The sequence below is a fragment of the Capillimicrobium parvum genome (genome assembly GCF_021172045.1).
Taxonomy (GTDB): domain Bacteria; phylum Actinomycetota; class Thermoleophilia; order Solirubrobacterales; family Solirubrobacteraceae; genus Capillimicrobium; species Capillimicrobium parvum.
In genome coordinates, this window is sequence record NZ_CP087164.1 from 5,254,084 (window position 1) to 5,266,583 (window position 12,500).

Below are 12,500 nucleotides of genomic sequence, written 5' to 3' on the forward strand. Positions count from 1 at the left end.
CCGCTATATTTCAACACCTGATGAAGAAAGGCCGCCGCCCCGGCAAGCCCCAGACCCGCGAAGCGATCCTCGCCGCCGCCCGCCGCTCGTTCGCCGAACGCGGCTACGACGGCACGACGATGCGCGGCGTGGCCGCCGAGGCCGGCGTCGACGTCGCGCTCGGGCACTACTACTTCGGCTCCAAGCGGGAGCTGTTCGCCGCTGCGCTCGAGCTGCCGGTCAACCCGGCCGACGCCATCGCCGGGCTGCTCGCGCAGGGCACCGACGACCTCGCCGAGCGCCTTCTGCGGCTGCTGCTGCAGGTCTGGGACGACCCGCAGACCGGCGGCCCGCTGCGCGCCATGCTGCGCTCGGTCGACAGCCAGCAGGAGCTGCTGCGCGGGTTCGTCGAGCGCGAGATCGTGGCGCGGCTGGCGACCGCGATCGACGGCCCCGGCGCGGAGCTGCGCGCCACCGCGGCGGCGACGCAGATCATCGGGCTCGTCCTCGCGCGCTACGTCGTCGAGGTGCAGCCGATCGCCTCCGCCGGCCACGAGGAGATCGTCGCCCTCATCGCGCCGAGCCTGCAGCGCTACTTCGACCCCGCCTGAGCGGCGAACAAAGCCCCTTCGCCCGCCGCGTTCGGCTGTCCATGCCCGCTGAGCGGGCACGGACAGCCACACGTCGCGCAGTGGGCCAGAGGAGGAGCCGCGCGGTGGCCCGGTAGCGTGCGGCGGGCCCATGCGCCTCGCCTGTCCCGCCTGTCGGACGCCGCTGCCCGCCCTCGAGGGGGACGCGGTCGCGTGCCCCGGCTGCCGGGCCCCGTACCGGCGGCTGCCGTTCGCCTGGGACCTCACCCCGCCGCGCAAGACGTGGACGGACGGCGAGTGGGAGGTCTGGGAGCGCCTGCAGGACAACGGCGAGGTCAGCTACACCGCCGACCCCGAGCACAACCTCGGCGTCGGCGACCGCGACGACGTCCGGCGCTTCTCCGCCTTCGCGCAGCTGCACGGCGACGTGCTCGACGTCGGCTGCGGCCCCCAGCCCTGGCCGGCGTACTTCGACCGCCACGCCGAGGAAACGCGCTTCGTCGGCGTCGACCCGCTCGTCGGCGAGCGCGAGGCCCGCTACGAGCGCTACCGCGCCCTCGCCGAGCACCTGCCGTTCGCGGACGCCGGCTTCGACGTCGTCCTGTTCGCGGGCACGCTCGACCACTTCGTCGATCCGGACGTCGCGCTCGCCGAGGCCGTGCGCATGCTGCGGCCCGGCGGCACGATCGCCGTCTACCTCGGCCACAAGCGGGCGGGGGCGCCGAAGCCGGCCGTCTCGCACGACTGGTACGAGGCGCTCGAGGTGCCCGACGGCGCGGAGGACCGCTTCCACATGGAGCGCTTCGGGCCCGGCGAGGCCGTCGCCCTCTTCGCGCGCGCGGGCCTCGAGGTCTCAGGCCAGGAGGACCACCGCGTCGACGAGTGGCACTCCTACCACTTCTATCGCCTCAGGCCGCCAGCCGCGTCGGCGACGTCCGCGCCGCGCTGACGAGCGCGGCGGCGACCCGTCCGCCCGCCTCGGCGACGTCCGTGTGCTCCGGGTGCCACTGCAGCCCGAGCACGAACCGCTTCGACGGCACCTCGACCATCTCGACGATCCCGTCGCCGGACAGCGACGTCACGCGCACCCCACGGCCCAGCCGGCGCACGCCCTGGTGGTGCTCGCTGACGACCTCGGTCCGGCGCCCGAGGATCGTGCGCGACAGGCTGTTCTCGCCCGTGTCGATCGGGTGCGCGCCGCTGACGTGGTCGGCGCCGCCGGCACCCTCGGACGCGATGTCCTGCCACAGCGATCCGCCGAGCGCGATGTTCAGCATCTGGTGGCCGCGGCAGACGCCGACGATCGGCACGTCGGCCGCCAGGGCCGCACGCACCGCGCGCAGATCGCGCTGGTCGGCGGCGAGGTCCTCGTCGCCGGCGCCGAAGCGCAGCTCCTCGCCGTAGAGCGCCGGGTGGATGTCGCGGAAGCTCGCGCCGAGCAGCAGCGCGTCGGCGCCGGCGAGCTCGCGGTCGAGGCTGTCGTGGTCGATGCTGCGCATGCGGCCGCCGGCGGCCTCGATCCAGGCGCGGAACGCCTCGTCGTCATGCTTGCCGCGGAGGAAGAGCACGAGCGGCCCGTCGGCGCGCCGCCCGCGCAGGGCCTCGGCGAACGCGCCCCGAGCGCGCTCGACGCGCTTGCGCGCCGCCTCCTCGGTGACGTCGAGCAGCGCACCGAGCTCGCGGTGGCTGAGCCCGGCCTCGAAGCGCAGAAGGAGCACCATCCGCTCGTGCGGCGTGAGCGAGGCCATCGCCTCCCGCGCGTGCAGGCGCTCGACCGGCTCGGGATGCGACCCGCCCCAGCGCTCCTCGTCGAGGACGGCGGGGTGGCGAAGCCGGCGGCGGCGCAGCTCGTCGAGCGCCAGGTTCGACGCCGTGCGGTGCAGCCAGCCGCGGTGCTGCTCAGGCGTCGCGTCGGCCGGCGCCTTGCGCCACGCACGGACGAAGGTCTCCTGGCAAAGATCGGCGGCGGTCTCGCGGTCGCCCACGATGCGCTGCAGGCGGGCCATCAGCGGCCCGCGCTGCTCGTGGAAGATGACTTCGATCTGGGTCATGTGGGCCACATACCGGTTCAGACGCGCGAGGGCGCCCGAACCGGACACATCATGCCGCGATCCGCTCGCGTCGTTCGGCGACCGCGGCCGTGAGCTCCTCGATCGTCGCGGCCAGGCCGCGCTCGGTCTCCTCGTCGCTCAGCCGGCCGTCGGGATGGAACTGGTCGTCCGCCGACGGCACGGGCAGCTCCCGGTCGAGCACGCGCGCGCCGATCGCCTGGAGCACCTTGCGCGCTTCCGCCTGCGCCCACACGGCACCGAACATGCCGGTGCTCGCGCCCACCACCGCGGCGGGCTTGTTGCGCAGCGGGCTGCTGATGAGCGGGCGCGACACCCAGTCGAGCGCGTTCTTCAGCTGACCCGGGATGGAGTGGTTGTACTCCGGGGTCGAGACGAGCACGGCGTCGGCCTCCGCGATCGCCTGCTTGAGGCGCTGCACGGACGCGGGCTGCGCGTGGTGCTCGTCGTCGTCGTAGGGCGGGATGTCCCGCAGGCCCTCGTAGAGCACGAGCTCCACCTCGGGCGGCAGCAGCTGCGCTGCCGCCCGCAGGAGGGCCGTGTTGTGCGAGTCGCGCCGCAGGGATCCCGAGATGGCCAGGATCCGCATCGCCCTACGCCTTGTGGAACTCGAGCTCGACGGCGAGCGTGACGTCGTTGCCGAGCGCGTTGCCGCCCTTGGGCAGCGGAGCGTTCCAGCTGACGCCGTAGGCCGTGCGGTCGATCGTGGCCTCGAGGCTCAGGCCGAGGCGGACGTTGCCCATGAAGTCCTCGGTCGGGCCGCTGATGGTGCCGGTGGCGGTCACCGGCTGCGAGACGCCCTTGATCGTCAGCTCACCGGTGAGCGTGACGCGGTCGCCGTCGATCTCGATGCGATCGCTCGAGAACGCGATCTCCGGATGCTGCTCGGCGTCGAAGAAGTCCGGGCCCTGGAGGTGGGCTGCGAGGTTCTCGTCCTTGACCGCGATCGACGCGACCTTGACGGCGCCGGTGAGCCGGCCGCCCTCGAGCTGTGCTTGGACGTCGGTGAGCTCGCCGCGGAACGGGGCGACGAGGTACTTCACGGAGAACGTCGCCGCGGAGTGCACGGGGGCGAAGTTCCACGTGCCGGCAAGACGCTCCGGGGTGACATCGGTGGCCATCTGATTCTCCTCTGGATGTGGGTAGTCCGGACCGCAGTCCGCTTGTTGCGAGTACGATACCATAACCGGACTACAGTCCGCAAGAGATGATCATGACCCCCGCCACCATGGAACTCCCCGTCATCGGAACCGAGCCGCGCGAGCGCGCCGACGCCGCCCGCAACCGCCGCCGCATCCTGGCCGCGGCGCAGCGCCTGTTCGCCGAGAAGGGGGTGCAGTGCACGTCGATGGACGCGATCGCCGCGGAGGCCGGCGTGGGCAAGGGGACGCTGTTCCGGCGCTTCGGCGACCGCGCGACCCTCGCGCTCGCCGTGCTCGACGAGAGCGAGCGCGAGCTGCAGGAGGCGCTGCTGCACGGCCCGCCGCCCGTCGGTCCGGGCGCGCCACCCTGCATGCGGCTCGTCGGGTTCGGCGCCGCCATGCTCGACCGCCTCGAGGCGCACCTCGACCTGCTGCTCGACGCCGAGCTGCACAGCGCCGGCGGCTTCCTGCGCTCGGAGCCCTACATGGTCCACTGGCTGCACGTCCGGATGCTCGTCGAGCAGGCGCGGCCGAACTGCGACGTCGACTACACCACCGACGTGCTGCTCGGCGCCCTGTCCGCCCAGGTCTTCGCCCACCAGCGCCGCGTGCGCCACATGCCGCTCGAGCGGCTGAAGGACGGCTACGCGGACCTGGTCGGCAAGATGATGACGGCCTGAGTCGGCGAGGCGGTTCTGGTCGGCAAGATGATGACGGCCTGAATCGGCGGGGCGGTTCGGCCCGCTGTGGCCGCGATTCTGTCGCGCTGACGGCGCTCAGCGCCGGCGCGGCGACAGGATCAGCGGGCGAGGCGTGTGGACCCCGGCAAGCTTGCGGCGGGCCAGATCGGCGGACGCGCCGAAGACGACCAGTGTCTGGGAGGGCGAGGAGACGAGCGCCCCGGCGCTCACCCGAGCTGGCGGTCGAGGTTGTAGGCGGCGCTGATCAGCGCCAGGTGGGTGAAGGCCTGGGGGAAGTTTCCGAGCTGCTCCCCGGTCGGCCCGATCTCCTCGGAGTAGAGCCCGACGTGGTTGGCGTAGGTGAGCATCTTCTCGAAGGCGAGCCGCGCCTCGTCGAGGCGGCCGGCCCGCGCGAGGGCCTCCACCCACCAGAACGAGCACAGCGAGAACGTCGCCTCGGTGCCGGCGAGCCCGTCCGGTGACGCGTCGGGGTCGTACCGGTAGACGAGGCTGTCGGAGACGAGCTCAGCGCTGATCGCGTCGAGGGTGGAGATCCAGCGCGGGTCGGTCGGCGCGATGAACTTGCACAGCGGCATCAGCAGCAGCGAGGCGTCGAGGACGTCGGTCGCACCGTGCTGGACGAACGCCCGCCGGCCCGGGTGCCAGCAGCGCTGCATGATGTCGGCGTAGATCCGGTCGCGAACCGCGATCCAGCGGCCGATGTCGGCGGGCAGGCCGCGCTGGCGGGCGATCCGGATCGCGCGCTCCACCGCGACCCAGCTCATCAGCCGGGAGTACGTGTAGTCGCGGCGCCCGCCCCGGGTCTCCCAGATGCCCTCGTCGGGCTGGTCCCAGTGCTCGATCAGCCACTCGAGGTTGCGGGTGAGCTCGACCCACCCGTCGTGATAGATCGGCAGCCCGCCCTTGTTGCAGAGGTAGACGGCGTCCATCAGCTCGCCGTAGATGTCGAGCTGCAGCTGGGTGGCCGCGCCGTTGCCGATCCGCACCGGCGCCGAGCCCATGTAGCCCTCCAGATGCGCGAGCTCCTCCTCGGGCAGGTCCTCGCGCCCGTCGATGCCGTACATGACCTGCAGCGGGCCCGACTCGCGATCCACCGCGTGGCGGAAGCGGCCCTCCAGCCACTGCATGAACGCACCGGCCTCCTCGGTGAACCCGAGACGCAGCAGCGCGTAGAGCGAGAAGGCGGCGTCGCGCATCCACGTGTAGCGGTAGTCCCAGTTGCGGGCGCCGCCGAGCTGCTCCGGCAGGCTCGTGGTGGGTGCCGCCACGATCGCACCGGTCGGCGCGTACGTCAGCAGCTTGAGCGTCAGCGCCGAGCGATGCACCATCTCGCGCCAGCGCCCGGCGTAGCGGGAGCGGCCCAACCAGCGCCGCCAGAACGCGACGGTGGCGTCGAACTCGGCGGCGACGTCAGCCTCCGAGCACGGCTCCGGCAGCTCGTCACGCTCGACGCGGTCGAGCACGAACGTGGCCACCTCCCCGGCCTGGAGGGCGAAGCGCGCGCGAACGTCGCGGCCGTCGACGGTCTCCAGCGGACAGCGCGTCGACAGGCCGAGCGCGAGATCCCGCGAGCGGAACAGCGCACCGCGCGCAGTCAGCGCGACCTCGTGGCGGGCGCGCGCGTAGTCGAAGCGCGGGGCGACATCGACGACGAAGCGCATCCGCCCGCGGACCGCGACGATCCGCCGGATCATGCGCTGGCGATGCGCCGCCCCGCCGGTCCGCGGCGGGGGCATGAAGTCCTGCACCTCGCCCACGCCCTCGGGTGTCAGGAAGCGCGTGATGAGGATGTTCGTGTCAGGCAGGTAGAGCTGCTTGGCGCTCCAACCGTCGCCGTCCGGCGCGACACGGAAGTGGCCGCCGCGGTCGGCGTCGAGGATCGCCGCGAAGACGCTCGGGGAGTCGAAGCGCGGGCAGCAGTACCAGTCGATCGTGCCCTCGGTGCCGACCAGGGCGACCGTGTGCAGATCGCCGATCAGGCCGTGCTCGGCGATGGGCAGGTAGCGCGCCGCCGCATGCGACCCGCCCGGCTGCGGACGGGTCGCGAAGCGGAGGGGGCGGACGTCGAGCGCCATCAGTGAGCGTCCTCCCGCCTCACGGCACGAGCACCAGCTTGCCCTTCGATGCCGCGCTCTCCAGCATCTCGTGCGCGTGACGCGCCTCGGTGAGCGGAAGGCGCTCGGCGACGACCGGATGGATCCTGCCCGCGCGCAGCAGATCGGTCAGCGCGCCGAAGTCCTCCCGGAACCACTCCGGGTCCATGGGCTCCCCGCCGACCGCTCCCGGTCGCCTCGTCACCCGGTCGCGGTACTTCTGGACGTGGTAGGCGAACACCTTCCGGCGGGGCGACAGCTTGTCCCAGAGCCAGACGGCCGCGATCGCCGCATACCACCTGACCACCGCAGCCCAGTCCTTGTGCCCGTCCTTGAGCGTGCTGTACCGGCCGAACACGACGAGCCTTCCGCCGCGCCGCAGCGCGCGGAACGAGCGCAGCGAGATCGGGCCGCCCAGGCTGTCGACGACGACGTCCACACCGCCGGCTTCCTCGCGTACGCGAGCCAGGAAGTCCTCGTTGCGGTAGTCGATGGCCACCGCACCGAGCGCCTCGACCTTGGCGCGGTCGCGGGCCGACGCGGTCCCGTAGAGGCGGAGCCCGGCCACGGCTCCCAGCTCGAGAGCCGCGATGCCGACTCTGCCGGCCGCGCCGTGTACGAGCACCGTCTCTCCGCTCTTCACCTTGGCCGTGCGGTGGAGCACCTGGTAGGCGGTCATGTACGGGAAGAGCAGGCTGAGCACCTCGCCCGGATCGAGGTCCTCGGGAACGTCGACCGCGCCGGACTCCGGCACGCAGACCCGCTCGGCGTCGGCGCCCCAGACCGTCAGCGCCCCGATGCGATCGCCCACGCGCAGCCTCGAGCAGTCAGGACCCAGCTCCTCCACGACGCCGACGAGCTCGTAGCCGGGCGTGAACGGCGGCTTCGGGGCGCCCGGGAGGTACGTCCCGGCACGCAGTTGGGCATCGGTGAACGACACCCCCGCGGCGAGGACCCTCACGCGCACCTCGCCCGGTCCCGGTCGGGGATCGGCGTCCTCCACCACGGTCAGGACCTCGGGGCCGCCGTAGTGATCGACCACGACGCGCTTCATCTCACCCACTCCCTCCAAGCTCGTTGGATCCATCGCCGTCGTCCGGCGTTCGTGTCTGGACGTCGGGGCTTCGTGCCGATGCCTCAGCGCGAGCCGCGGCTGGTGGCGATGCGCCGGGCGTGCGTCCGCGGCGTCGGTCGCGCGCGCCGAAGTAGATCAGCGCGGCCGCGCCGCCCAGGGTGAGGATCCCGGCCACGAGCACGCCGATCGATGCCCACAGGAGCGCCGGCACCTTGGCGCCGGCAGCGAGATCGGCGGATACCCCGCGCGAGCCGTCGGGCCGCATGACGACAACGGCCCAGTTCCCGTGCTCGACGCCCCAGGCGAGCGACAGGCTGCCACGCCCCGCGACCTGAGCAACCCAGAACTTCTCGCGGCCGGGTGGGACCGCGGGCTTGCCGCCGGCATGCGCGCGGTAGCTCGGCCGGTAGTTCGTCCCGAACGGGTTCGCGTTGACGTCCACCACCTCCGAGTGCGCAACGCCGGCCAGGTAGCGGTCGACATCGCCCTTGCGGGCGATCCCGATGAACAGCGGCCGGGCCGGATTCGCGCTCTCGCCACGGATGCGCACGTCTCCGAGCCAGTCGCGCCCGTAGAGGAAGCCGGGCACGTCGGAGCTGACGTGCAACGTGCTCGTGGCCAGGGCATAGCTGCCCGTACCGAAGCGCTCGCTGGAGGTCATCACGTAGCCATCCGAGCGTTGGGTGGTGTGCAGCCAGAGGCCGTACGCGCCGAGAACGACCGCGGCCAACGCGATGAGCGCCAGAAGGCTTCCCGCGACGATCATCGCGATGCGCCCGCCGGTCCATCGCGACGGCGCATCCGGCGTCACAGACAGTGCGGTGACGTTTGAGGCGGACATCGACGCCCCCTTTCCTCGAACCCTCGCCGCCAACGTCCTCCCGACGGCCGCGCCGCGCATCCGTAGTACGAGGTCGCGCGGGCCGGAGAACTACGTACCGATCAGCGCTGCGCACGGGAGCGGCGCGGCTGCTGTCGCTTCGCGCAGCCACGCCAACCGCACCGCGGGCGAAGCTCAAGGATCCGGCGCGTCCCGCCGAGCACCATCGGGTTGCAGCGCGCGCCTTCGGCTCAGCTCGCTGCAAGAAGTCGTCGCAGCCGATCCGCATCCTCGAAACGGCCCAGCCGCTGGTACAGCGCAACGAGGTCCCGCATGTGCGACGTGACGACGTGCAGCGTGGGCTCCAGTGCCGTTGCACGCGCTAGGAGCTGCTCTGCTTCGATCGGGTGCTCAAGGCTGATCTCGACTCCCGCCAGCGCCGCGAGACAATACGAGTCGTCGGGCCTGGCCTCGACGAGCTTCCGTCCGTTGCGGTGTGCCCGCTGAAGCGAGGCCGTGTCGCCGCGTCTACGGTCAAGGGCGACGAGTGCAGTGTGCGCCGCGACGTTCGACGCCACGGCGCCGTCGAGCTGCACAGACGCCGTGAGGACCAACTGCGCTGCATCGAGCTGTCCGGTACGACGGTACGCGGCCCCTAACGCGTTCAAGGTGCGGGTGTTGGGATGCAGATCGAGCAAGCGCCGAAGCACCACCAAGCGGCTTTCATCATCGTCTGCCTCTTTCAGAGCATCGTCCAGCTGCCATAGCTGCGCCGTATCCGTCGTCGACGCGCAGAGCTCGTGGAGCCAGAGCCTTTGCCTGAGCGTCTCGAGTTCATGCACGAGGAACGGATCGGCATGTTTTCCATACGACGCTTCGCGGTCGAGCGCCCGCATCTTCCGATCGATCACGATGCTGTAGGAGCCAGAGTCTCCGAGCACATGCTGGAGCGCTTCAGCGATTCGCTTGCGATCTGACAACGGAATGGCGGCGCTCGACAGGACACGAAACCCTGCGGGTCCGATGCCATCGGCGACACCAACGCCTGTCTTCAACTCGCGCTTGGCGCGGAATACCTCGCGGAGGCCCTCGAGAAGTCGATCAACGTCGCGTGTTTCGCGCGAGAGGCGATCGAACTCCGCGACAGTGTCCTCGATCGCCGGTATGGACACAACGTAGCGGTCCCATATCCGACTGGCAACTCGGGTTGGACAAACCCTGGCGTCCCAACCATGAAGGCACGGCTGTTGTCAGTCGACGATCTTCCAGAAGGAGTCCTTCCTGCTGATCCTGCCGTCACTGAACTCGAACAGATCACACCCGCGTACCTCGATCTGCCGCCCCGTCACCTGCGTGCCGCGGAGTGTCCACTCCGAGACCCCGCGATCGCCACAGAGCCAGTGGCGATCGTCGCCGTAGTTGACGTCCGGAATGCCGGCAAGTCGGGATTCGATCCCCTCGCGAACCTGCTGCTTGCCCACGAGCCGCCGTCCACCCGGGTCCGGCCCACGTGGCATGTCCATGACGCAATCCTCGGCGAAGAAGGACATGATCGCATCGACGTCGTGGGCGTTGAACGCGTCGAGAAGGCGTTGGAGGATCGAGGTGCCGATCTTCGCGCTGGGCATGGCTGCGTCCCCTCGTTGGAAGAGCCGAGCCTTGCGCACCGACCGACGTGCTGCAACCTCTGGCGTTCGCGCTTCGCGCGAAGTGACGGGACCGCCAGGTCGGCCGAGCAGACAGGTACTCTCGATCACCCGGATATCTGCCTGAAAGGTGCTGCTGCACGGTCGGCCGGACCTTCGTGCGCGTGATGTGGTCCAACGGGCTGACGGCCCACCCCGCGGGAGACGAGGTCGGTGCCCCGGTCGTCGCGTCGTACCGCGCGATCTACACGCGGCGAGACGGCAGGGTCGTCGCCGTCGCCCCGCTCGACGTCGCCGACCTCCACGATCAGGCGACCTCGTTCAACGCCGACAACATGCACGACCTCTGCCTCCCGCGGCGGCCGCGTGGTGCGAGGCTCACGGGAGTGACGATCGGCGGCGGCCTCATCCAGGATCCCAACGGCGATCCGAACAGCGCGCAGACGTTCACGATCCCGAGGCCGGGCTGACCCACCCGTCACCGCGGAGCTCAGGCGAGCGCCGGCGCCAGCTCCGTGCCGATCAGCTCGATCTGCTCGAGCTCGTCGTGCAGCAGCAGCTGGAGCATCACGCGGTCGACGCCGGCGTCGCGCAGCGCGCGCAGCTGGGCGATCGCGGCGTCCGGCGTGCCCGTGACCCACTCGGCCGGCGGGGTCATGCCGTGCTCGTCCTGCAGGCGCCGGGTGCGGCGGGCGAGCTCGGCCTCGTCGCGGCCGGCGACGCACCCGGTCATGAGCGAGAAGACGAGGGTGCCGGGGTCGCGCCCGGCCGCGGCCCACGCCGCGGCGACCGCCGCCCGGCGCTCGCGGCACTCCTGCGGACCCGCGAAGACGGTGTTGTACTCGTCGGCCCAGCGGGCGGCGAGCTGCACCGTCCGGGGCTTGGCCACGCCGCCGACGATGAGCCGCGGGTGCGGGCGCTGCACCGGCTTGGGCAGGGCGTCGACGCCGGTCAGCCGGTAGTGCTCGCCCGCAAACGAGAAGTCGTCGCTCGTCCACAGCCCGTGCACGATCTCCAGCTGCTCGGCGAAGACCTCCATCCGGCTGCCCATCGTGCCGAACGGGAACCCGTAGGCGGCGTGCTCGGCCTCGTTCCAGCCCGCGCCGAGGCCGACGTCGATCCGCCCGCCGGAGATCTGGTCGGCGCCGGCCGCCAGCTTCGCCAACACGGACGGATGACGGAACGTGGCGGGTGAGACGAGCGTCCCGAGGCGCAGCCGCTCGGTCGTCGCGGCGAGCGCGCAGATCGTCGCCCAGGCATCGTGGACCTCACGCTCCAGCCGGCCGCCCAGCGGCAGGTAGTGGTCCGAGCGGAACAGCGCGGGAATGCCGTGGCGCTCGCACGCGTCCGCGAGCGCCTGCCATTGCGGCCAGCTCACGCCCTCCTGGCCTTCGATCATCACGCAGAGGTCCATGGAGGGAGGGTGCCACGAAGCGCGTGGCGGCGGTCAGACGCGCTGGAAGCGCAGCCCGAAGCGCGAGACGAACTCGGCCACGGCCTCGGCCAGCGCGGTCTCCTCGCCGCCACGCTCGCGGTCCAGCAGCGCCAGCCACGTGTCACCGGAGGCGGGCCGCCCGTGCAGCGCGGCGACCACCTCGGCGCCCGCCGGCACCGCCACCGCCGCGTCGCGGACGAGCGCGACGCGCCCCAGCGACAGCCAGCCGTCGCCCTCGCTCGCCGTCACCGTCTCGCCGCGCTCGGTGAGGAACCAGGCGAGGTCGCGGAAGACGCGGCGGGCGATCTCCCACTGCTCCTCGGGCGGCGGCGTGGGCGGATAGTCCGGCGCCCGCTTGAGTACGCGCGCCGGGTAGCCGGCGGCCAGCGAGCCACCGGGGATCGAGCGGCTCACCACCGAGCCCGCGGCGACCGTGACGTCGTCGCCGATCTCGACCCCGGGCAGGACGAACACCTGCCACGGCAGCCAGACGTTGCGCCCGATGGTGATCGGGGCGAACTCGACGGGATAGCCCTCGAGGATCGACTGCCACGCCGCATGGGTGAAGATCAGCGATCGGCCGCCGAGGCCGCTCTCGTCACCGACGACGAGCGGCTTGGACGGGTTGAGGAACGTGTCCTGGAAGACGCGCACGCGGCGGCCCAGCTCCAACCGCGAGTCCGGCAGCGCGAGCCCTGCCGCGGTCACGCGCGCGCGCAGCATCGTCTCCTCGCCGATGACGACCTCGCGGCAGTCGATGCGCACGTCCGGGCCGAGCTCGGCGCGACGGTCGATGCGGATCGACTTGCCCCGCAGGACCGTTCCGGGCAGGAGCTTGACGCCCGCGGCGATGGTGACCTCGTCGGCCTCGATGACCACGCCGGGCGCGATCTCGGCCTGGGGCGAGATGCCGGCGGAGCTCACGATGCACTGCCTCGCAGGGTCGGAGC

14 protein-coding genes are annotated in these 12,500 nt (G+C 71.7%); 4 read left to right on the forward strand and 10 right to left on the reverse strand.

All coding sequences use genetic code 11. The features are described 5' to 3' along the window. Positions 1 to 20 precede the first annotated feature (20 nt). Both DSM104329_RS25560 and DSM104329_RS25565 read left to right on the forward strand, forming a co-directional pair. Positions 21 to 590, forward strand: coding sequence for a TetR/AcrR family transcriptional regulator (locus DSM104329_RS25560; RefSeq protein WP_259312689.1), 570 nt, complete (start codon positions 21 to 23; stop codon positions 588 to 590). Between the two features lie 130 nt (positions 591 to 720). Then, positions 721 to 1,518, forward strand: a complete 798-nt coding sequence (locus tag DSM104329_RS25565; RefSeq protein ID WP_259312690.1) for a class I SAM-dependent methyltransferase — start codon at positions 721 to 723, stop codon at positions 1,516 to 1,518. Here the strand turns inward: DSM104329_RS25565 and DSM104329_RS25570 are convergent. From DSM104329_RS25570 to DSM104329_RS25580, 3 genes are read right to left on the reverse strand one after another with little or no spacing between them, the layout of a single operon-like run. Then, on the reverse strand, positions 1,478 to 2,620 hold the full coding sequence (locus DSM104329_RS25570) for a sigma-70 family RNA polymerase sigma factor (RefSeq protein ID WP_259312691.1): 1,143 nt from the start codon (positions 2,618 to 2,620) through the stop codon (positions 1,478 to 1,480). The two genes, DSM104329_RS25565 and DSM104329_RS25570, sit on opposite strands and share 41 nt — an antisense overlap. A gap of 49 nt (positions 2,621 to 2,669) precedes the next feature. Then, complete coding sequence (locus tag DSM104329_RS25575; protein WP_259312692.1) at positions 2,670 to 3,227, reverse strand: NADPH-dependent FMN reductase; 558 nt, start codon at positions 3,225 to 3,227, stop codon at positions 2,670 to 2,672. Between the two features lie 4 nt (positions 3,228 to 3,231). Continuing rightward, positions 3,232 to 3,759 (reverse strand): YceI family protein, encoded by a 528-nt coding sequence (locus DSM104329_RS25580; protein ID WP_259312693.1) that lies wholly within the window; start codon positions 3,757 to 3,759, stop codon positions 3,232 to 3,234. 92 nt (positions 3,760 to 3,851) lie between these two features. Here DSM104329_RS25580 and DSM104329_RS25585 point away from each other — a divergent pair, with 92 nt between their 5' ends. Further along, the gene (locus tag DSM104329_RS25585) at positions 3,852 to 4,460 is read left to right on the forward strand and encodes a TetR/AcrR family transcriptional regulator (protein WP_259312694.1); all 609 of its coding nucleotides are present in this window, start codon (positions 3,852 to 3,854) and stop codon (positions 4,458 to 4,460) included. A gap of 227 nt (positions 4,461 to 4,687) precedes the next feature. On the opposite strand, the gene DSM104329_RS25590 is transcribed toward DSM104329_RS25585, so the two are convergent. The 5 genes from DSM104329_RS25590 to DSM104329_RS25610 form a co-directional block, all read right to left on the reverse strand. Further along, positions 4,688 to 6,556, reverse strand: coding sequence for a glycoside hydrolase family 15 protein (locus DSM104329_RS25590; RefSeq protein WP_259312695.1), 1,869 nt, complete (start codon positions 6,554 to 6,556; stop codon positions 4,688 to 4,690). Positions 6,557 to 6,575: 19 nt separating this feature from the next. Beyond that, the gene (locus tag DSM104329_RS25595) at positions 6,576 to 7,628 is read right to left on the reverse strand and encodes a medium chain dehydrogenase/reductase family protein (RefSeq protein WP_259312696.1); all 1,053 of its coding nucleotides are present in this window, start codon (positions 7,626 to 7,628) and stop codon (positions 6,576 to 6,578) included. Position 7,629: 1 nt separating this feature from the next. After that, entirely contained in the window at positions 7,630 to 8,550 is a 921-nt protein-coding gene (locus tag DSM104329_RS25600) for a hypothetical protein (protein ID WP_259312697.1), read from the reverse strand. 170 nt (positions 8,551 to 8,720) lie between these two features. Further along, on the reverse strand, positions 8,721 to 9,641 hold the full coding sequence (locus DSM104329_RS25605; RefSeq protein WP_259312698.1) for a tetratricopeptide repeat protein: 921 nt from the start codon (positions 9,639 to 9,641) through the stop codon (positions 8,721 to 8,723). A gap of 78 nt (positions 9,642 to 9,719) precedes the next feature. Beyond that, the gene (locus DSM104329_RS25610) at positions 9,720 to 10,097 is read right to left on the reverse strand and encodes a nuclear transport factor 2 family protein (protein WP_259312699.1); all 378 of its coding nucleotides are present in this window, start codon (positions 10,095 to 10,097) and stop codon (positions 9,720 to 9,722) included. 182 nt (positions 10,098 to 10,279) lie between these two features. Between DSM104329_RS25610 and DSM104329_RS25615 the strand changes: the two genes are divergently transcribed. Beyond that, complete coding sequence (locus DSM104329_RS25615; protein WP_259312700.1) at positions 10,280 to 10,585, forward strand: hypothetical protein; 306 nt, start codon at positions 10,280 to 10,282, stop codon at positions 10,583 to 10,585. A gap of 20 nt (positions 10,586 to 10,605) precedes the next feature. On the opposite strand, the gene DSM104329_RS25620 is transcribed toward DSM104329_RS25615, so the two are convergent. Next, positions 10,606 to 11,529 carry a TIGR03560 family F420-dependent LLM class oxidoreductase gene (locus DSM104329_RS25620; RefSeq protein WP_259312701.1) on the reverse strand — a complete coding sequence of 308 codons (924 nt, stop codon included), beginning with the start codon at positions 11,527 to 11,529 and terminating at the stop codon, positions 10,606 to 10,608. A gap of 33 nt (positions 11,530 to 11,562) precedes the next feature. Continuing rightward, positions 11,563 to 12,474 (reverse strand): acyltransferase, encoded by a 912-nt coding sequence (locus DSM104329_RS25625; RefSeq protein ID WP_259312702.1) that lies wholly within the window; start codon positions 12,472 to 12,474, stop codon positions 11,563 to 11,565. Positions 12,475 to 12,500 lie beyond the last annotated feature (26 nt).